21 protein-coding genes are annotated in these 19801 nt (G+C 67.2%); 11 read left to right on the top strand and 10 right to left on the bottom strand.

All coding sequences use genetic code 11. The annotated features are described in order from the left end of the window. Positions 1–26: 26 nt before the first annotated feature. Together ACP15H_RS07085 and ACP15H_RS07080 are read left to right on the top strand one after the other, a co-directional pair. A complete protein-coding gene (locus tag ACP15H_RS07085) occupies positions 27–1586 on the top strand; it encodes an acyl-CoA synthetase (protein ID WP_425065498.1) in 1560 nt (519 codons plus the stop codon). Beyond that, positions 1586–3118 carry an acyl-CoA synthetase gene (locus ACP15H_RS07080; protein ID WP_425065497.1) on the top strand — a complete coding sequence of 511 codons (1533 nt, stop codon included), beginning with the start codon at positions 1586–1588 and terminating at the stop codon, positions 3116–3118. The genes ACP15H_RS07085 and ACP15H_RS07080 overlap by 1 nt, the downstream gene beginning before the upstream one ends. Before the next feature lie 111 nt (positions 3119–3229). Here the strand turns inward: ACP15H_RS07080 and ACP15H_RS07075 are convergent, their stop codons facing one another. After that, complete coding sequence (locus ACP15H_RS07075; protein WP_425065496.1) at positions 3230–3583, bottom strand: cupin domain-containing protein; 354 nt, start codon at positions 3581–3583, stop codon at positions 3230–3232. A gap of 117 nt (positions 3584–3700) precedes the next feature. On the opposite strand from ACP15H_RS07075, the gene ACP15H_RS07070 reads away from it, so the two are divergent. Next, positions 3701–4345 (top strand): glutathione S-transferase family protein, encoded by a 645-nt coding sequence (locus ACP15H_RS07070; RefSeq protein ID WP_425065495.1) that lies wholly within the window; start codon positions 3701–3703, stop codon positions 4343–4345. 3 nt (positions 4346–4348) lie between these two features. Here the strand turns inward: ACP15H_RS07070 and ACP15H_RS07065 are convergent, their stop codons facing one another. The 3 genes from ACP15H_RS07065 to ACP15H_RS07055 form a co-directional block, all read right to left on the bottom strand. Beyond that, on the bottom strand, positions 4349–4867 hold the full coding sequence (locus tag ACP15H_RS07065; RefSeq protein WP_425065494.1) for a hypothetical protein: 519 nt from the start codon (positions 4865–4867) through the stop codon (positions 4349–4351). 131 nt (positions 4868–4998) lie between these two features. Further along, complete coding sequence (locus ACP15H_RS07060; RefSeq protein WP_425065493.1) at positions 4999–5454, bottom strand: GNAT family N-acetyltransferase; 456 nt, start codon at positions 5452–5454, stop codon at positions 4999–5001. A gap of 395 nt (positions 5455–5849) precedes the next feature. Next, complete coding sequence (locus tag ACP15H_RS07055) at positions 5850–6791, bottom strand: dihydrodipicolinate synthase family protein (protein ID WP_425065492.1); 942 nt, start codon at positions 6789–6791, stop codon at positions 5850–5852. Between the two features lie 19 nt (positions 6792–6810). Between ACP15H_RS07055 and ACP15H_RS07050 the strand changes: the two genes are divergently transcribed. The 3 genes from ACP15H_RS07050 (at position 6811) to ACP15H_RS07040 (ending at position 10291) form a co-directional block, all read left to right on the top strand. Then, positions 6811–7986, top strand: coding sequence for a fumarylacetoacetate hydrolase family protein (locus ACP15H_RS07050; RefSeq protein ID WP_425065491.1), 1176 nt, complete (start codon positions 6811–6813; stop codon positions 7984–7986). A gap of 131 nt (positions 7987–8117) precedes the next feature. Beyond that, positions 8118–9539: an amidase gene (locus ACP15H_RS07045; RefSeq protein WP_425065490.1), complete on the top strand. Its 1422-nt coding sequence runs from the start codon at positions 8118–8120 to the stop codon at positions 9537–9539. Between the two features lie 86 nt (positions 9540–9625). Then, complete coding sequence (locus ACP15H_RS07040; protein ID WP_425065489.1) at positions 9626–10291, top strand: RluA family pseudouridine synthase; 666 nt, start codon at positions 9626–9628, stop codon at positions 10289–10291. On the opposite strand, the gene ACP15H_RS07035 is transcribed toward ACP15H_RS07040, so the two are convergent. The 4 genes from ACP15H_RS07035 to ACP15H_RS07020 are packed head-to-tail and all read right to left on the bottom strand — an operon-like array spanning position 10263 to position 13507. After that, positions 10263–10925 (bottom strand): hypothetical protein, encoded by a 663-nt coding sequence (locus ACP15H_RS07035; RefSeq protein WP_425065488.1) that lies wholly within the window; start codon positions 10923–10925, stop codon positions 10263–10265. The genes ACP15H_RS07040 and ACP15H_RS07035 overlap by 29 nt on opposite strands. Before the next feature lie 23 nt (positions 10926–10948). Beyond that, entirely contained in the window at positions 10949–11563 is a 615-nt protein-coding gene (locus ACP15H_RS07030; protein WP_425065487.1) for a glutathione S-transferase family protein, read from the bottom strand. A 40-nt stretch (positions 11564–11603) separates the two neighbouring features. Then, positions 11604–12623 (bottom strand): zinc-binding dehydrogenase, encoded by a 1020-nt coding sequence (locus tag ACP15H_RS07025; protein WP_425065486.1) that lies wholly within the window; start codon positions 12621–12623, stop codon positions 11604–11606. Beyond that, positions 12620–13507, bottom strand: coding sequence for an alpha/beta fold hydrolase (locus ACP15H_RS07020; protein WP_425065485.1), 888 nt, complete (start codon positions 13505–13507; stop codon positions 12620–12622). The genes ACP15H_RS07025 and ACP15H_RS07020 overlap by 4 nt, the downstream gene beginning before the upstream one ends. Positions 13508–13553: 46 nt before the next feature. Here ACP15H_RS07020 and ACP15H_RS07015 point away from each other — a divergent pair, with 46 nt between their 5' ends. Genes ACP15H_RS07015 through cutA form a run of 4 tightly spaced genes read left to right on the top strand, consistent with a single transcriptional unit; the run spans position 13554 to position 17695 of the window. Then, positions 13554–14885, top strand: a complete 1332-nt coding sequence (locus tag ACP15H_RS07015) for a Rieske 2Fe-2S domain-containing protein (protein WP_425065484.1) — start codon at positions 13554–13556, stop codon at positions 14883–14885. Positions 14886–14889: 4 nt separating this feature from the next. Further along, positions 14890–16320, top strand: coding sequence for a glutamine synthetase family protein (locus tag ACP15H_RS07010; RefSeq protein ID WP_425065483.1), 1431 nt, complete (start codon positions 14890–14892; stop codon positions 16318–16320). 29 nt (positions 16321–16349) lie between these two features. Next, complete coding sequence (locus ACP15H_RS07005; RefSeq protein ID WP_425065482.1) at positions 16350–17384, top strand: S1C family serine protease; 1035 nt, start codon at positions 16350–16352, stop codon at positions 17382–17384. Next, complete coding sequence (cutA, locus tag ACP15H_RS07000) at positions 17381–17695, top strand: divalent-cation tolerance protein CutA (RefSeq protein ID WP_425065481.1); 315 nt, start codon at positions 17381–17383, stop codon at positions 17693–17695. Before ACP15H_RS07005 ends, cutA begins: the two co-directional genes overlap by 4 nt. Here the strand turns inward: cutA and ACP15H_RS06995 are convergent. Next, entirely contained in the window at positions 17692–18159 is a 468-nt protein-coding gene (locus ACP15H_RS06995; RefSeq protein ID WP_425065480.1) for a VOC family protein, read from the bottom strand. The genes cutA and ACP15H_RS06995 overlap by 4 nt on opposite strands. 45 nt (positions 18160–18204) lie before the next feature. Between ACP15H_RS06995 and ACP15H_RS06990 the strand changes: the two genes are divergently transcribed. Further along, positions 18205–18798: a TetR/AcrR family transcriptional regulator gene (locus tag ACP15H_RS06990; protein ID WP_425065479.1), complete on the top strand. Its 594-nt coding sequence runs from the start codon at positions 18205–18207 to the stop codon at positions 18796–18798. Here the strand turns inward: ACP15H_RS06990 and ACP15H_RS06985 are convergent. After that, positions 18779–19732, bottom strand: coding sequence for a formylglycine-generating enzyme family protein (locus ACP15H_RS06985; RefSeq protein ID WP_425065478.1), 954 nt, complete (start codon positions 19730–19732; stop codon positions 18779–18781). The two genes, ACP15H_RS06990 and ACP15H_RS06985, sit on opposite strands and share 20 nt — an antisense overlap. Positions 19733–19801 lie beyond the last annotated feature (69 nt).

Here is a 19801-nt window from a genome sequence, read left to right as displayed (position 1 = left end):
AACGAACGAGCCCCTAGCATCGCCCCATGTTTGCACTCACCCAGGGACTTCGCCGCGCCGTCCAGATCCGCCCCAACGGCCTCGCCACCTCTTTCGCCGGCCGCCGCCGCACCTGGCAGCAGAGCGCCGAGCGGATCAGCCGGGTCGCCGGCGCGCTTTCGGCATTGGGCGTGCGCCGCGGCGACCGGGTCGCCCTCCTCGCCCTCAATTCCGACCGCTATCTCGAGCTGATGTACGCGCTGCCCTGGATGGGGGCGGTGATGGTGCCGGTCAACACGCGGCTCGCCGCCCCCGAGATCGAATACATCCTGAACGATGCCGGTGCGGTCGCGCTGTTCATCGACACCGGCATGTCACACCATCTGAAGGCGCTCGACGGACGGACACCGTCGGTGCGCGAGGTGATCTGGCTCGACGATCTGGCGAGCCCCGACGGGATCCTCCATTACGAGGACCTCACGAGCTACGAGGCGATGGAGGATGTGGGCGCGCACGACGACGATCTCGCCGGCCTGTTCTACACCGGCGGCACGACGGGGCGTTCCAAGGGCGTGATGCTCACACACACCAACCTGGTGGTGAACGCGCTGAATGGTGTCGCCGGCATGGGCTTCGATTCCGACACCGCCTATCTCCATTCGGGGGCGATGTTCCATCTCGCCGATGGCGCCTCGACCTTTGGCGTCACCCTGTCCGGCGGGCGCCACGCCTTCGTGCCGCGCTTCGAACCGGTCGAGGTGCTGCTCACCATCCAGACAGAGAAGGTGACGCACGCGCAGTTCGTGCCGACCATGATCAACATGCTGGTGAACCACGAGCGCTTCGACGAGTTCGACATCGGCACCCTCTCGTTCATACTCTACGGCGCCTCGCCGATGCCGGAGGGCATCGTGCGCAAGGCGATCGAGCGGATGCCGCGGGTGCGCCTGATGCACGGCTACGGCATGACCGAGGCCTCGCCGATCGTCACCCTGCTCGACCCGCGCTACACCGTGCTCGACGGTCCCCATGCCGGCCGGCTGAGATCGTGCGGCCAGGCGGCGCTCGCCTGCGAGGTCAGGATCGTCGACGCCGACCGGCTGGAAGTGCCGCGCGGCACCACCGGCGAACTCAGCGTCCGCGGCGCCAACGTGATGAAGGGCTACTGGAACAAGCCGGCCGAGACCGAAGCGGTGCTGGAGGACGGCTGGTACTACTCCGGCGACGGCGCCTACATGGACGAGGAAGGCTTCGTCTTCATCGTCGACCGGCTGAAGGACATGATCATCTCCGGCGGCGAGAACGTCTACTCGGCCGAGGTCGAGAATGCGATCTCGACGATGCCTGGCGTTGCCGAGGTGGCGGTGATCGGCGTGCCCGACGACCAATGGGGCGAACGCGTCCACGCCATCGTCGTCCCCCGGCACGGCGCCCCGCTCGCGGCCGACGACGTGATCGACCATTGCCGCAACCAGATCGCGGGTTACAAATGCCCCCGCAGCGTCGACTTCCGCGACACGCCCCTGCCGCTGTCCGGCGCCGGCAAGGTCCTCAAGCGCGAGCTGCGCGAGCCGTACTGGAAGAACTTCACCGAGGCCGTGAACTGATGCCGACGATTCCCTACTTCGACTGGATCGCCCACCATGCCGGCCGGCGTCCGCATCACCTCGCGATTCACGATCTGCATACGGGGCGGAAGCTCTCCTATGGCGACCTTGACGGCCGCATCGGTCGGCTGGCCGCGGCACTGGCGGCGAGAGGCATCGAGAAAGGTGACCGCATCGCCCTGCTTGCGCCCAACTGCGCCGAATATTTCGAGCTTCAGTTCGCCTGCGGCCGGCTGGGCGCCATCATGCTGCCGCTCAACTGGCGGCTCACCGTCCCGGAGCTCGAGTACATCCTGGGCGATTCGAGCCCGAAGCTGCTGATCCACGACAAGGGCTTCGCGGAAGCGGCCGTCGCGCTTTCAAAGAACCTGCTGGAGATCGACCACGAGCGACCCGACAGCGCCTACGAGCGCGCGCTCGCCGAGGCCGGACCGGCGCCGGCTTCCGCGGCCCTGACGCACGACGATATCGGCATGGTCATGTACACGTCGGGCACGACCGGGCACCCGAAGGGCGCGATCATCACCCACGGCATGGTGTTCTGGAACTGCGTGAACCTGGGCATCCCCGCACTGATCACGCCCGAGACGGTGCAGCTCGTGGTGCTGCCGCTGTTCCACACCGGCGGCCTGAACTGCTACGCCAATCCGGTGCTGCATGCCGGCGGCACGATCGTGGTCATGCGCACTTTCGATCCCGGACAGGCGCTCGACTGCCTCTCCGATCCTGCGCTGGGCATCACGCATTTCTTCGCCGTGCCCGCGCCCTATCAATTCATGATGCAGCATCCCAAGTTCGCGACGGCCGATCTCTCGCGCCTGCGGATCGCCGGCGTCGGCGGTGCGCCCTGCGCGCTTGCCATCCTCGAGACCTGGACTGCCCGCGGCGTGCCGCTCGTCCAGGGCTGGGGCATGACCGAGACCAGCCCCGCCGGCACGATGCTCGATGCCGCCGACGCCATCCGTAAGCTGGGCTCGGCGGGCAAGGCGATGATGCACACCGCGATCCGCGTGGTCGACGACGAGGGGAACGACGTGCCGGCGGGCGGCATCGGCGAGCTCCTGATCAAGGGACCGAACATCACGCCGGGCTACTGGAACAATCCCGCCGCCACCGAGAGGAGCTTTACCGACGGCTGGCTGCACACCGGCGATGCCGCGCGGCTCGACGAGGAAGGCTTCGTCTACATCGTCGACCGCTGGAAGGACATGTACATCTCGGGCGGCGAGAACGTGTATCCCGCCGAGGTCGAGAACGTGCTGTTCCAGATCCCCGCCATCGCCGACGCCGCGATCATCGGCGTTCCCAACGAGCGCTGGGGCGAAGTCGGCATGGCGATCATCGTGCGCAAGCCCGAGCAGGACCTCGCCGAGGGCGACGTGATCCAGCATTGCCTCGCCCGCCTCGCCAAGTTCAAGGTCCCGCAATCCGTCACCTTCGTCGACGCCCTGCCGCGCAACGCCACCGGCAAGGTCCTGAAGCGCGAGCTGCGCGTCCAGTTCGTCGGCCAGGAGGCGCCGGCGATCAGTTAGGGCGCTCGCCCGTACAATGTCGTCCTGAGCGACGCGAAGGACCTTGCGGATCGACCGGGGGACTCCGTTGCCAGCGCGAGATCCTTCGCTGCGCTCAGGATGACAGCAAGGTCAAACCAACGGCACGTAGTCGTACTCGCCCACGCCTTGCATGATCAGGAACGTAAGCGAGGCGTCGCCGCCGTTGGTCACGAGGTGCGGCCTTCCCGGCGCGGCGACGAAACTCTCGCCCGGCTTCAGGATCACCTCTTCCTTCGGCTCCTGCAGGAAGAGCCGCATCGTCCCCTCGACCACGTAGAACGTGTCGCTGATGTTGTTATGAAAGTGCCAGGGCACCTTCTGCGTGGGCGAGAGCTGCAGCTCGGCCACCCGGAAGCCCGGCCGCTGCAGGTGGTAGGCACGCCGCTCGACCTCGTAGAAGTGGCTGGCGTCCTTCAGCGCTTCGAGTGTGCTGGGTGCCGACATCGTCGATCCTCCTTGCTGGAGAGCCCGGTCCGGTTTTTCGCTGTGCCTTGAACTCGCCAAGCCTTAATAACGGGCGCGATCCCGTCAAGAAAACAGTTCGATGAAGTAGGATTTTCCATGCTTACGATCTACGGCGTCTACCGGTCCCGCGCGTCGCGCAACATCTGGCTGGCAGAGGAACTCGGCATTCCGTTCAAGCACGTCGCGGTCATCCAGCACTATCGCACCGTGCCGGCCGGGATGCTGCATACGCAGTCGCCGGAGTTCCTGAAGATCAATCCGAGCGGCCTGATCCCCTCGATCGACGATGACGGGCTGGTGCTGCACGAGTCGCTGGCCATCAACCTCTATCTCGCCCGCAAGCATGGCGGCCCGGTCGCCGGCGCGACTGTCGCCGAAGAGGGCCAGATCGCAATGTGGGCGTTGTGGGCCGCGACGGGCGTCGAGCCTCACGCCATCAACGTGCTCTATCATCGCCTGGGAAATCCGAGCGGCGTGAAGGATCCGAAGATCGCCGATGCCGCGGTCGAGGCGCTCAAGGGCCCCTTCGCCGTGCTCGACAAGGCGCTGGAAAAGAGCGGCTGGCTGGTCGGCGACCGCTTCACCGTGGCCGACCTCAACGCCGCCGAGATCGTGCGCTATGCGCAGCCCGCCCCGGAACTGTTCGAAGCCGCGCCGCGCGTGAAGGCCTGGCTCGCCGCCTGCCAGGCCCGTCCGGCCTTCAAGAAGATGTGGGCCGCGCGCGACGCCGAGCCGGCCTAGAAATCAGGCCTCGGGCGCCGCTTTGGTCAACGTCGCAAGACGCGCCGTGGCGCCCGCGACCGCTTCCGGCGAAAACCTGTCGGGATAGGTCAGCACCAGCTGCTCGCCCGTCATCTCGACCATCCCGTTCGCGACCAGCAGTTCGAAGGATTCGGGCGGTTCCTTGCTCTTCGCCCAGTCCTCCAGGCAGGCGACCACGCCTTTGCCCTTCAGCTTCAGGCGGGTGCGGCTCGCCCGGGTGGCGCGACCGTTCTTCTGCGTCAGCAGCTGCTCGTAGGCCGCCAGGGTGCTGTAGAAGGCGCGGTCGAGCGGGTCCGTCTGCGTGGCCCCTTCCAGCGAGCAGAGCTGGTCGAACGCCTGTCGCCAGATATCCTCGCGACCCATGCGTTTTGCATTCTGCATGAGCGTGCGCAGATGCTCCGGATCCGTGTAGCTGGAGATCGGCTTGCTCATCGTCTGCTTGATGGCGACGGGTGCCTTTTCGACGGGCACGTTCGCACGCTTCGTTGAACGCTTTGCCACGGGCAACTCCTGCACATTAGTCCGGCACTGGGTGTGCAAGAAATTCACCATACCACATTGTTCGCCGTGCAACCGGATTGTTCACAGCGCGAAAACCAGCCGCCGGACCGGCCCGGCGCGGGGGGCGGTGGTCAGGCCGCCAGCACCAGCCGATCGTTGGCGACGGCGAAGCCGAAATTCTCGTAGAAGCGCTTGGCCGGTCCCTCGCCCACGACGGCCTCGACCTGCACCGCGCGGCGCTGGCGCGACCATTCGACGGCGGCGGCCAGGAGGCGTCTTCCAACCCGACGGCCGCGCTGGTCGGCGCGCACGACGAGGTTGTCGACCTCTATGACCTTGTGGGCGCCCATACCCTCCAGCGGCACCAGCCGCGTCATCAGCACGGCGACGGCCAGCACGCCGATCTCGCTTTGCGCCACGAGCAAAGTCGTGCCGGGGGTCTCGAGCCAGGTCAGCACCTGCTCGCGCGCGGATTCGCCGTCGCCGAGAAGTTCGCTGAGTTCCTCGAGGTCGCGTGGGCCCGCCAGCCTCACACGGATGGCGAGCGGCAAGTGGTGCGGTTCAAGTTCTGCTTCGATGATCGACATATCGTCCTCCGGTTGCGGGTTCCGCCGCGGCCCGGAGGCCAAGTCCTAAAACACGAAAGCCGCCGGGATGCGGCGGCTTCGTTGAGTCATGACCCTTCGCGCCGCCTATGTCAGGGGCGTAAAATACCAAGCGTTGTGGGACAGGGTCTTGAACATGAAAATCTTATAGGGTTCAGGACACAAGTTTGTCAACGCTCGCCAAAACATGAAACACCATCGCGCAACATTATTGCGTCCACGATCACCGCAGCCCGGGATCCGGGAGGTGCGACATTCGCTTCGATTGTTTCGTTTATTTCTGTTATTTCGTTTGCCGGTCCCCGGCAGCAGTCGCTCCCCCAGCGGAGCGACCCATCGAGGATGGCGCCGATCGGCCTCATCCGACGCCCGGATCGCTACTCCGCGGCGACGGCCATCGCCTGCTTGAGGCCGGGCATGGTGAAGCCGAGCTTGTCGAGCTTCTCGATCATGTCGCGGCCGGTCTTCTCGTCGAGCTCGACGAGTGGCGGACGGACCGGGTTCCAGTGCGGGTCGCTGCCATAGTGCGCGATCACGTATTTCAGCGCTGGGATCATCACATAGCCCTGCATGACGCCGCGGACCTCGTTGATCCAGGCCTGGAGCTTGTCGCCTTCCGGCGTGCCGTAGGCCTTGATCGTCTCGGCGATCTTGCCCGGGTTGATGTTCGCCGTGGCGCTGATGCAGCCGACGCCGCCGGCCTTCAGGTTCTCCAGGATCGGCTTCTCGTTACCGGAGAAGACGTCGAATCCGTCCTTGGCGAAAGCGTCGATCATGCTCTTCGTGTGGGGCCAGTCGTCCGACGAATCCTTCATGCCGACGATCTGCGTCGGATAGGCCTTCATCAGCCGCTCGACCAGCTTGTGCGTGATCGGCACGCCCGAGACCCCGGGAATATGATAGAGATAGACGCGCAGGCGGTCGTCACCGACCCGCTGCACGACTTCCGAGTAGAAGCGGAACAGCCCCTCTTCCGGCACGCCCTTGTAGTAGAACGGCGGCAGCATCAGCACGCCGCCGACGCCGAGCTTCACCGCATGGGCGCTCACTTCGGCCGCCTCGGTGATCGAGCAGGCGCCGGTGCCGGGCATCATGCGCGCGGTCGGCACGCCCGCCGCGACGACGGCCTCGAGCAGGCTCATCCGCTCCTTGGCCGACAGCGAATTGGCTTCCGAGTTGGTGCCGAAGACCGCGAGCCCGCAATCCTGGCTGATCAGCCACTTGCAGTGGGCGATGAAGCGGCCGACATCCGGCGACAGGTCGCGCTTGAAGGGCGTGACGACGGGCGAAAGAACGCCTTTGATCCGTGCTGCGGCCATGATCTTATTTCTCCCGGGAATGGCGCGCCTTTCTGCAACGAAGCGCCGGAGACGTCCAGTGTCACCATCACTCAGCGAAATCCTGCCCGAGGACGGCACATCGGGCACGCTCGTCGGCCGCCTCTGGCGGGCCGACCATCCGGCGGGCCCCTCGGTCGTCGCGATCAGGGGTGGCGGCGTGTTCGATCTCTCGGCAACCGTGCCGACCATGGCCGATCTCTGCAATGCGCCGGATCCCACGTCCATCGCGCGCAACACGCCGGGCGAGCGCGTCGGCGAGCTGAAGGACCTGATCGGCGACCTGCTCGCTCCGGTCGACCTGCAGGCGCTCAAGGCCGCCGGCGTCACCTTCGCGGTCAGTCTGCTCGAGCGGCTGATCGAGGAACATGCCAAGGGCGATCCCGCGCGCGCAGAGCAGGTGCGCGGCGAGCTGAACTCGATCATCGGCGCCGATGTCAGTGCCATCAAGCCGGGCTCGCCCGAGGCCGAGGCGCTGAAGAAGACGCTGATGGCGCGCGGCGCCTGGTCGCCCTACCTCGAAGTGGGCATCGGTCCCTATGCCGAGATCTTCACCAAGGCGCCGCCCATGGCCGCGGTCGGCTACGGCGCCGAGATCGGCATCCGGCCGGACTCCGACTGGAACAATCCCGAGCCCGAAGTGACGCTGATCGTCAGCGCCAAGGGCCGGATCGTCGGGGCGACGCTCGGCAACGACGTGAACCTGCGCGACATCGAAGGCCGCAGCGCGCTCCTGCTGGGCATCGCCAAGGACAACAACGCCTCCTGCGCGCTCGGTCCCTTCATCCGCCTGTTCGACGATACCTTCTCGTTGGACGACGTGCGCCAGGCCAAGGTCGATCTCGAAGTGACGGGCCCCGACCAGTTCCGCCTGCGCGGCTCGAGCGACCTCTCGAAGATCAGCCGCGATCCCACCGATCTCGTGGCCCAGGCGATGAGCGCGCATCAATATCCCGACGGCATGGCGCTGATGACCGGCACGCTGTTCGCGCCGACCGAACCGCGCAAGCCCGGCGGCACCGGCTTCACGCACATGGTGGGCGACCTGGTCTCCATCCGATCGCCCAAGCTCGGCACGCTGACCAACAAGGTGGCCCATTGCGACAAGATCGCGCCCTGGACGTTCGGCGCGGGAGCCTTGATGCGAAACCTCGCGGCACGCGGGTTGCTGCGGTAAAGCCTTCGGACCTTTTCAAACTCCTCTCCCCCGGTAGGGGGAGAGGCAGGGTGAGGGGGTTGCACGCGATCCTCGACGCCCCCTCACCTAACCTCTCCCCCTATCGGGGGAGAGGAACATGAAACGAGACCATGACCGACCTCACCCGCCTGCCCGCCTCCGACCTCCGCGAGAAGATCGCCGCGAAGAAGATCTCGCCCGTCGAGTTGACCGAGGCCGTGCTGGCGCGCGCCGACAGGCTGCAGCCGGTGCTGAACTGCTTCGTCACTTTGGTGCCGGATCAGGCCCGCGCGGCGGCCAAGGCGGCGGAAGACGCCGTCATGAAAGGCGAGCGGCTCGGCCTGCTGCACGGCATCCCGTTCGCCGCCAAGGATCTCGTGAACACGGCGGGCGTGCGCACCACCTTCGGGTCGCTGCTCTACGAGAACAACGTGCCGAAGGAAGACGCGGTGTGCGCGGCGCGCGTGAAGGCCGCGGGCGGCATCCTGTTCGGCAAGACGACGACGCCGGAGTTCGGCCACAAGTCGCTGACCGACGGGCCGCTGTTTGGCCGCACGCGCAATGCCTGGAGCGCCAAGCACACGTCGGGCGGCTCGAGCGGCGGCGCAGCGGTCGCGGTCGCGGCGGGCATCGGGCCGATCGGAATCGCCACCGACGGCGGCGGCTCGACCCGCATTCCCGCCGCGATCAACGGCATGGTCGGGCTGAAGCAGAGCAACGGCGTCATCCCGCACAGCCAGGTGGCCGACGCGTTCGGCAACTACACCTATGTGACGCCGATGACGCGCACGGTGATGGACACCGCGCTCATGTTGCAGGCGATGGCCGGACCGCATCCGTCGGACCCGTGGTCGATCGGCATCGAGCCGCCCGACTATCTGGCGGCGGCCCGCGCCGAAGGCGATCTCAAGGGCAAGCGCATCCTCTACAGCGCCACGCTCGGCAACACGCTGGTGGCCAAGGACGTTCGCGCCGCCTTCGAGCAGTCGCTGTCGCGGCTGCGCGAGCTGGGGGCCGAGCTGGTCGAACTCACCGAGGAGCTGCCCGATCTCAGTTCGGCGTGGAAGGTGATCAACCACACGACCTGGAAGGCCCGCTTCGACGAGATGATCCGGCGCGACGGCAACCGCATGACGCCCTCGCTGGTGCGCCAGGTGGCCGAGGCGGCGGACTGGTCGGGCGCCGACTATCAGCGCGCCATGTTCCAGCGCAGCGATCTCTTCCGCATGGTCCAGGGCTGGTTCGAGTCCGCCGACTTTCTCGTGACACCGACCGTCTCGCGCACCGCACTGCCGATCGACCAGGACCTGTTCGATCCGATCACCATCGACGGGGTCGAGGCCGGGGAGCTGCGGCGCAACTGGTTCCCCTACACGATGCCGTTCAACATCACCGGCCACCCCGCCCTCTCGATCTGCAACGGCTACGATTCGGAGGGCCTGCCGACCAGCCTGCAGATCGTCGGCCGCTTCCGCGACGAGGCTTCGGTGCTGCGCGCCGCCGCGCTCTACGAAGCGAGCGAGAGCTGGCTCGACCGATGGCCCGACCTTTGAGGCCGCATCCGGCGCGGCGCCCGGGATCATCCAAGCCGCCGCCCAAAAGGCCGCCGCCGCTCACGGCCGAGCAGATCCAAGCCCGCGTGCTGCATCGCGACGGGCTGATCCTGGTGGTCGACAAGCCGGCCGGGCTTGCCGTGCATGCCGGGCCGAGCGGCGCGCCCAACCTCGAAGAGTGCTTCGACGATCTGCGTTACGGCCTGCCGCGACCGCCGGCGCTGGCTCATAGACTCGATGCCGACACGGCGGGCGTGCTGGTGCTGGGCCGCCATCCCAAGGCACTGGCCAAGCTGGGGCGCCTGTTCTCCGGCCGCGACACCGAGAAGACCTACTGGGCGGTGGTCGAAGGCTCGCCGCCGGCCGACGAAGGCGTGTTCGACATGCCGCTGCTCAAGCTCAACACGCGCACCGGCTGGTCGGTGAAGGTTTCCGACAAGGGCCAGCCTTCGGTGACACGCTACAAGGTGCTCGGGCGCGCGCCTGGCATGAGCTGGCTGGAACTCAAGCCCGAAACCGGCCGCACGCATCAAATCCGCGTCCACTGCGCTGCCGCCGGTTGCCCGGTCATCGCCGACCGCCTGTACGGCCGCGCCGTGCCGGACAGCCAGCTCCATCTGCAGTCGCATGGCATCGTGCTGCCGCTGTCGAAGAGCAAACCGCCGATCTCCGTCACCGCGCCGCCACCCGCCCATATGCTGGCCGCACTGACGGCCTGCGGCTTCAGTCCCGAGCCGTCACCCACACTCTGAGCTTGTCGCCGGCCTCGAAGCCCGACTTTACGGCGGCCTGAAGCTCACGGCCGGATTCGTAGCCCACCAGCGGCAGGCGCGGAAACGTCTGCGCCGCCAGCAGGGTGAGCGAACGCCAGACCGCCGGCGCATCGGCGGCCTCGGCGACGACGTTGGAAACGCCCACGACGTCCTCGGCACGGTAGAGCATGAAGCCGGCCACGACCTTGAAGCCGCGCCGCCCCTTGAACATCGCAAAGTCCGGATCGTCGACCGGCAATCCTTCGCCGCCCTTGTCCTCGCGCTGCCAGACGATGTCGGTCGAGGGCCCTTCGGCGGGCATGACGCTGCGGATCCACTTCGCGTCGAACAGCAGCTCGAAGCCGCGGCGCGACAGGTCGAGCGTGTGGAAGCTGTCCTTCACCGACCAGCGGCCGGGCAGGTTTGACTTCTGCAGAATCTCGATCGTGGTCCGCTGCTCCTCCAACGCGGTCTCGCCGACGGCAAGCGTGACCGCGTTCGGATAGAAGCGCGGCACGACCGCGGCGTTCACCCACATGTGCGGCAAGAAGCGCCCCGCCTGGCCGTGTGCGCGACAGACCGCATCGCACCAGCGTGCATTGTTGCTTGCTGCGGCGACGGTCCAGTCTTTCACGCGTTCCCTTCCTGCCCTTACGATCAGGCCGCGGCGCTGGGTCGGGCCTTCATGCGTTCCATCCAGGCCACGATGTTCTTGTTCGCCGGATCGAGCGGCTGGCCGACCTTGGCCAGGAACTCGAGGAAGGTGAACAGCAGGATGTCGGCCATCGTGAGCTTGTTCCCGGCGACGAAGGGCTTGGAGCCCATCTGTTCGTCGAGCCAGACCAGCTTCCTTCGCGCCGATTCCTTGAGACCGTCGGCCGCCTCGGGAATGCAATGCACGCGATCCTGGAAGAGCTTCAGCCCCTGCGAGAAGCGGAAGCCGTTGGCCGCGGGCTCGAGGATGTTGAGATCGATGCGGCGCACCCACATGCGGGTGTTCGCGCGCTCCTCCGGCGTGTCGCCGATCAGCGACGGCGTGTCCCTCTTGATCTCGTCGATGTACTCGCAGATCGCCGTGATCTCGGCCAGCACCGTGCCGTCGTCGAGCTCGAGCGCAGGACATTGCCCCGACGGGTTGAGCTTGAGAAAGGGCTCGCGCCGGTTCTCGCCGCCACGCAGGTCGACCTCGACCTTGGGCACGTCGAAGCCCTTCTCGGCCATGAACATGCGAACCATATGCGGGTTGGGGCCGACCGAATTATAGAATTTCACTTTGCTTTTCCTCCCTCGAAGGCCTGAAGCGCTATCAAAGTCAGCGCCACGGCTCCACGAGAATCTTGGTGTGGTTCTCCGGATTGCCGAGTTCCGCGAAGGCCGCCTTCACGCCGTCGAGCCCGACCTTGCCGGTGATCAGCGCGTCTGCATCCACCTGGCCGTCCGCCAGCAGGCGAAGGCAGCGCGCGAACTCCTCGGGCGTGTAGCCCAGCACGAACTGGAGCGAGAGTTCCTTCAGGATGCCAAACAGCGGCTCGATGCGGTCGGGCTCCATACAGACGCCGGCGACGACGACGCGCGCGTCGCGCGGGGATGACTCGAAGACCTGCTGTAACAGGCCCGGCACGCCGACGCATTCGAAGATCACGGCGCGCCGGCCCGGAGGCAGTTTCGCATAGGCCGACTCGACCCTGGGATCGATCACGATGTCGGCGCCCATCTTCGCCGCCAGCTCACGCCGCTTGGGCGAGAAATCGGCGGCGATGATCGGATGGATGCCCTTCAGCCGCAGCCCGACGATCGCAGCGAGCCCGACCGGGCCGCAGCCCACGACCAGCGGCGCGTCATTGTCCTGCAGCGCCGCCTTCTCGACGGCGTGGATGCCGACGGCGAGCGGTTCGGTGAGGGCTGCATGATCGGCCGACAGGCCGTTGGGCACTTCGAGCAGCAGAGGCGCCGCCAGCACCATCCGTTCGCCATAGCCGCCGGGAAACTCGTTCGAGTAGCCGACAGTGCGATGCCCGTCCGCCTGCGGGATCACCGGCATGGAACAGACCAGCGTGCCGGGCTTCAGCTTGCGCTCCGTGCCGGGACCGTAGTCCAGCACCTCGCCGCAGAACTCATGGCCGAACACGACGTCGCGCGACAGGTCGAGTGGCTGGCGGCCGGGAATGCGCTTCGACATCTCGACCATGTGCGGCGCGTGCTTGGCATAGTGCAGGTCCGAGCCGCAGATGCCGCAGCACAACGTCTTGACCAGCACCTGCCCGGCCGCCGGCACCGGCTCCGGGACCTGGGCCACGACCATGTCGCCGTCCCGCAGGACCGCCGCCTTCATTTGATGAACTCCCGCGTCGTCGCCACGAAATCGTCGAGCCGGTCGTGCTGGACCCAGTGGCCTGCCCGTTCGAACTCGACCACCGTGGCAGTCTTGAAATGCTTGATGCGGCCGTCCTTCTCCGGATTGGAGGCCCAGCTTTCCTTGCCGTAGACCAGCAGGGTCGGACAGGTGATGCGCGACCACAGCTCCTCGATCGCCTCGTAACTCATGTCGTAGGGCTGGTTGACGCGCACATAGTTGTCGAACTTCCAGCTGTAGGTGCCGTCCTCGTTCTGGTTGACGCCCTGCTCGGTCAGGTGACGCGCCTGCGCGGCGGAGAGATGCTTGTTCTCGTCCTGCATGCGCTTGAAGGCATCCTCGATGGTCGGGTACTTGCGCGGCGCGCGGGCCGACAGCTTGCGCTGCTCGTCGATCCAGGCGGTCATGCGCTCGCTCATCGACTTGTGGCCACGCTCCTCGATCACCTTGGGCGACGGTCCGAGCCCCTCGATCGCCACCAGCTTGCGCACCTTGTCGGGATGGATGCCGGTGTAGCGCAGGCAGATGTTGCCGCCGAGCGAATGCGCCACGATCGTCACCGGCGCCAGGTTCTGCTGGTGGATGAGTTGCGCCAGATCGTAGATGTAGGCCGCCATCGAATAGTTGCCGTCCGGCGACCACTGGCTGTCGCCGTGCCCGCGCAGGTCCGGGCAGATCACGTGCCAGTCCTTGCGCAGAGCCTGTGCAACCCAGTCCCAGTTCCGGCAGTGGTCCCGCCCGCCATGGACCAGCAGGAGCGGCGGGGCTTCGGGGTTGCCCCAGTCGACATAGTGCAAACGCAGACGCTGGGAAAAGAAGACGCGGGAAGTGGGCCCCGGCATGCCGTTCAGAGAGGGGTTCATGCGGTCTTCTATAGCGAATCCGGGTGGTTTGCGTCACTCTCGGGGCATGATGAGCCCCGAGCAGAACGAGCTGATGACCCGCGTCGGTCCGGGCACCCGATGCGGCGCCCTGATGCGCCATTACTGGCATCCCGTCGCCCTCGCCGACGAACTGCCCGCCGAGCGGCCCGCCAAGCCGGTGCGCGTGCTGGGTCAGGATTTCGTGCTGTTCCGCGACGAGCGTGGCCGGCACGGTCTGCTGGACCGCGACTGCCCGCACCGCGGCGCCGACCTCGCCTTCGGCCGGCTGGAAGATGGCGGCCTGCGCTGCCTGTTCCATGGCTGGCTGTTCGATGTCGACGGCAAGTGCCTGGAAACGCCCGCCGAGCCGGAAGGCAGCGTGCTGTGCCAGAGGGTGCGCCAGCGCAGCTATCCGGTCGTCGTGAAGAACGGCATCGTCTTCGCCTATCTGGGTGACGGCGAAGCCCCCGCCTTCCCGGACTTCGACTGCTTCCTCGCGCCCGGCACGCATGCCTTCGCCTTCAAGGGGCTGATCGAGTGCAACTGGCTGCAGGCGCTGGAGGTGGGCATTGATCCCGCCCACGCCTCCTACCTGCACCGCTTCTACGAGGACGAGGATACGGGCGCGGCCTATGGCAAGCAGTTCCGCTCCGCCTCCGCCGATTCCGAGATCCCGATGACCCGCCTGCTGCGCGAGTTCCCGCGGCCGAAGCTCGATGTCGAAGCGACCGACTACGGCCTGCGCCTGTTCGCGCTGCGCAAGCTGAACGAGCAGCACACGCATGTGCGGGTGACCAATCTCGTCTTTCCCTATGCCTTCGTGATCCCGATGAGCGCGGAGATGACGATCACGCAGTGGCACGTGCCGATCGACGATACGAGCTGCTACTGGTACGCGATCTTCACCAGCTTCGGGAAGCCGGTCGACCACGCCGCCATGCGCGAGCAGCGACTGAAGCTCTACCAGCTTCCCGACTACCGCCCGCTGATCGGCCGCCACAACGACTACGGCTACAGCGTCGCCGAACAGAAGAACCAGACCTTCACCGGCATGGGCTTCGACATCAACGTCCACGACCAGTGGGCGGTCGAGAGCCAGGGCCGCATCCAGGACCGCACGCGCGAGCATCTCGGCACCACGGATAAGGCGATCGTCGCCTACCGCCGCATGCTGCTGTCGGCCATCGGACAGGTCGGCAACGGCGAGCGGCCCATCATGTGGCTCGACCAACAGCGCGCTGCCGCGATCCGCGGTCCCGTGGCGATCGACGGCATGGGGCCGACCGAGGGCTGGGAAGCCTACTGGAAGGATGTCGACGTGCGCCGCCGCCGCGCCTCGAGCTGGGCGGCCGACACCATCCCGCCGCTGGTCGCGTGAGCCGATGAGCCTGGTCGAACGCGCGGGCCTCTGGACCGAGGACCGCAAGGTCGCGACGCGCGAGGCCGAGCAGCGCATGAAGGCCGGCGACATGTCGGTCGTACGGCTGGCCTTCGCCGACCAGCACGGCATCCTGCGCGGCAAGACGCTGATGGCCTCGGAAGTCGATGCCGCACTCAAGAACGGCGTCGGCTTCACCACCACGATGCTGCTGAAGGACACGTCGCACCGCACGGTCTTCCCGGTCTGGCAGCCCGGCGGCGGCTTCGGCATGAAGGAACTCGAGGGCGCGGCCGACGTGGTCATGCTGCCCGATCCCACGACCTTCCGCGCACTCCCCTGGGCGCCGCATTCCGGCTGGATGCTGTGCGACATCTACTTCGCCGACGGCCGTCCGATGCCGCTGTGCACGCGAAACATCCTGCGCCGGACGCTCGGGGCGCTGGGCGATCGCGGCTACGATTTCGTCGCCGGACTCGAAGTCGAGTTCCATCTGTTCAAGCTGGAGAAGGCCAGGCTCGGCACGGGCGATGCCGGCCAGCCGGGCGAGCCGCCCGAGGTGTCGTTGCTCAATCAGGGCTATCAGTACCTGACCGAGCAGCGCTACGACGAGATGGACCCGATCCTCGAGATCCTGCGCACCAACCTCGTCGATCTCGGCCTGCCGCTGCGCACGCTCGAAGTCGAGTTCGGCCCCAGCCAGGTCGAGTTCACCTTCCGCACCGGCACCGGCCTCGACCCGGCCGACACGATGGTGCTGTTCCGCAGCGCCACCAAGCAGATCGCCCAGCGCAACGGCTTCCACGCCTCGTTCATGTGCCGGCCGAAGCTCGCCAACGTGATGTCGAGCGGCTGGCACCTGCATCAGTCGCTGACCGACCGGAAGCGCCACACCAACGCCTTCGCCGATGCGGTCGAGCCCCTGTCGGCGACCGGCCGCCATTACATGGCCGGCCTGCTGGCGCATGCCCGCGCCGCCGCGGCGTTCAGCACGCCGACGCTCAACGGCTACAAGCGCTACCGTCCCTTCTCGCTGGCGCCCGACCGCGCCATCTGGGGCCGCGACAATCGCGGTGTCATGGTGCGGGTGCTGGGCGGGCCCGGCGATCCGGCGACGCATCTCGAAAACCGCGTCGGCGAACCCGCCGCCAATCCCTATCTCTACATGGCCAGTCAGATCGTCTGCGGCCTCGACGGGCTGGAGCGCAGCCTCGATCCCGGCCCGTCCGCCGACACGCCCTACGAGGCCAAGGCACCGATGCTGCCTCGGTCGCTCGGCGAGGCGCTGGCGGCGCTGAAGGAGGGCGCGGTGCTGCGCGCCGGGCTCGGCGACTTCTTCGTGGACTACTATCTTCACCTCAAGCAGGCCGAGATCGCCCGCTTCGAACTCGAGGTCAGCGACTGGGAGCAGCGCGAGTATTTCTCCCTGTTCTAGAAATCCGCTTCGCTCACCATATAGCGGGCATGTTCGACTTCGATCCTCTGCTCGTCGATGACGAGCGCCGCGATGGCGAGATACCTGGTATCTCCCGTGAAACCACCATCGACGACACCCGGCTTTTCGATGCCTATTCGCAGGCGGTCGTCGATGTCGTCGACCTCGTCGGCCCCTCCGTCGTGCGGGTGGAAACAGCGGCGGACCCCGCAGCCAAGCGCCGCGGCGGCACCGGGTCGGGCGTCGTGATCTCGCCCGACGGGCTGGTCCTGACCAACAGCCATGTCGTGCAGGGCGCCTCGTCGGTGCGTCTCGCCCTGGCCGATGCGCGCACCGTGAACGCCCGGGTCATGGGCAACGACCCGCACACCGACCTCGCCCTCCTGCGCATCGTCGACGACGTCTCGCTGCCGGCGGCGCGGCTGGGGGATTCCAAGGGTCTGAAGCGCGGCCAGCTCGTGGTCGCGATCGGCAATCCGCTGGGGTTCGAATCGACGGTGACGGCCGGGGTCGTGTCGGCGCTGGGCCGATCGCTGCGCGCCCAGACCGGCCGGCTGATCGACGACGTCATTCAGACCGACGCCGCGCTCAATCCCGGCAATTCGGGCGGGCCGCTCGTCTCCTCGCGCGGCGAGGTGATCGGCATCAACACCGCCGTCATCGCGGGCGCCCAGGGAATCTGCTTCGCCGTCGCCAGCAACACCGCGAGCCACGTCGTGAGCGAGATTGTGCGTCACGGCCGCGTGCCCCGCGCCTTCATCGGCGTCTCCGGCCAAACGGTGGTGCTGCCGCGGCGGCTGGCGGTGGCGCTGGGCCTCGCCCAGGCGCGCGGCGTCGCCCTCGATGCCGTCGAGGCCGGCGGGCCCGCCGCCCATGCGGGCCTTCAGACCGGCAATATCGTGATCGCGCTCGACGGGCAGCCGGTGACGGGCGCCGACGATCTGGTGCGATTGCTGAGCGGCGCGCGGATCGGTATCGAGACGGTGCTGACCGTCATCGCCGGCGCGGCCCTGCGCCGCGTCACCGTGATGCCGGTCGAGCGCACCAGGGAACGCGAGACATGACCGCCATTGCCGTCGTCACGACCGTCGCCAGCCGCAAGGATGCCCGCTCGCTCGCCCGGGCGATCGTGGAAGCGAGGCTCGCCGCCTGCGCCCAGATCTCGCGCATCGAGAGCGTCTATACCTGGAAGGGCGCCCTCGAGACCGGCAAGGAATACCGCATCCTGTTCAAGACGCTCGACGAGCACTACGCCGCCGTCGAGCGCGCGATCCTCGACCTGCATCCCTACGAGGTGCCGGCGATCCACGCCTTCCCGATGATGCACGTCGCCCCGGCCTATGCCGCCTGGATCGAGGAGAGCGTGGCCGCCTAGCCCTGCCCGCCCTCCAGCATCTTCGTCCAGCGCTTCTGCATTTCCTCAGGGCTGACCACCTCCTTCGCCGCGGCGAGGAACCAGCGATAGCCGAAGGGACAGGCCACCATGCCGGAGCGGTCGCCGTAGAACTGGTCCTGCACCGGCCGCACCAGGGTGGCACCCGCCGCCACCGCGCGCTCGACGGCCTTGTCGGCATCGGGCACGGCGATGTGGAAGGCGACGGGAGACCCGCCGATGGCGCCCGGGCTCCGCGCGCCGAAGTCGGGATACTCGTCGTTCATCATCAGCACCGTGTCGCCGATTCGGATCTCGGCATGGCCGACCCGGCCGGCCGGCTCGACCAGGCGGAACAGTTCGACGGCGCCGAAAGCCTTCACGTAGAAATCGATCGCAGCCTTCGCGTCGTGAACGGTCATGTGGGCTTTGACGGTCTGACCCGATGTCGCGGTCTTTGCGGCCATGGCATCACCTGTGTTATATTACGTTACGTATCGTAACGTTAATAGATGCCCCGTCAACCCTCCTCAGCCCCACCGGTGCGCGGCCGTCCCCGCGATCCGCGCACCCGTGCCGCGATCCTCGTCGCGGCGCGCGATCTGCTGGGACGCGGCGGGCTGACGGCCGTGACCATCGAAGCGATTGCGCAGAAGGCGGGGGTCAGCCGCCCGACGATCTACCGCTATTGGCCAAACGCGCCCGCCGTCGCGATGGCGGCGTTCCTGGAAACGACCGGCGCCACCGAGGCCGCGAAGTCACCCCGGACCGCGCTCGCAGCCCTGCGCGCCCAGCTCCATGCGCTGGCCGATGCCTTCGCCGCCCCCGCCGGACGCAGCGTCGCGGCCATGGTGGCGGCGGCCCAGTCCGAGACCGAACTCGCCAAGGCCTTCCGGAATGAATTCATCGCCCGCAACCGGGACGCGACGCGCGCGCTGCTGGAGCGCTGCATCGCCGACAAGGCGATCGAAGCGCCGGACGACATGGAGCTCACGCTCGATCTCGTCTTCGGTCCGCTCTTCTACCGCCTGCTGATGGGCCACGCCCCGATCACGCGCGACTTCGTCGATCGGCTTCTCGACACGGTCATTCGCCCGCGCGGCTGATGCACCTGAAACCGACATGGCTGGTCGTCGTGTCGATCTGCTCGGCATGGCGCGCGGCCGGGCGATAACGCTTGCAGTAGCTGGGGGCGCAGAGATGGGAGCCGCCCTTCAGCACCTTGCGCGGGATCTGCACCGCATCGCGCGGGTCGTAACTCTGCTCGAGCGCCGCGCCGCGCGGGTTTTCCGGCACGCAGCAGGCCTTGGCGGCATCGGCGGCGTGTTTGGCGGCATACCAGTCGGCCGTCCATTCCCAGACATTGCCGATCATGTCGTAGACGCCATAGCCGTTGGGCGGGAAGGCGTGCACCGGCGAAGTGCGGGCGAACCCGTCTTCGCGGGTGTTCTCGGCCGGGAAGCGGCCCTGCCAGGTATTGGCCATGTGGCGGCCGCCGGGCGTCAGTTCGTCGCCCCACGCGAACTCCGCCCCGTCGAGCCCGCCACGCGCGGCGAACTCCCATTCCGCTTCGGTCGGCAGCTCCTTGCCGGCCCATTTCGCATAGGCCTCGGCATCTCGGAAGGCGACCTGCACCACGGGATGATCGTCGAGGCCGCCGATATGGCTGCCCTTGCCATAGGGCCGCCGCCAGGTGGCGCCGAAGGTGAACCGCCACCATTGGCTCCAGTCGGTGAGATCGACCGGCTTCGAGGGTGGCGTGAAGACCAGCCCGCCCGCCTTGAGCATCCCGGGGCGCGCGCCGGGATAGTCCTTGGGATCGGGGTCGATCTCGGCCCAGGTGACATGGCCGGTGGCCTCGATGAACCGCCGGAACTGGGCGTTGGTGACGGGCGTCTCGTCGATCCAGAATCCATCGATCGTCACCGTATGAGCCGGCTTCTCCTCGGCATAGTGATGGTCGGAGCCCATGCGGAACGTGCCGCCGGGAATCCGGACCATCCCGGGGGCAGGCGAAACGGTTCCAGCGACGCTCTTCATGGTCCCCAGTCCTACGCGCGTCACCGGCCGTCCGCTATGCGCGGACGGCCGGATGCCCTCTCCCCGGGA

Source organism: Reyranella sp. (assembly GCF_965249915.1).
Lineage (GTDB): Bacteria > Pseudomonadota > Alphaproteobacteria > Reyranellales > Reyranellaceae > Reyranella.
The sequence above is the reverse complement of the archived record's forward strand: the minus strand, read 5'-3'. Positions and strand labels throughout refer to the sequence as shown.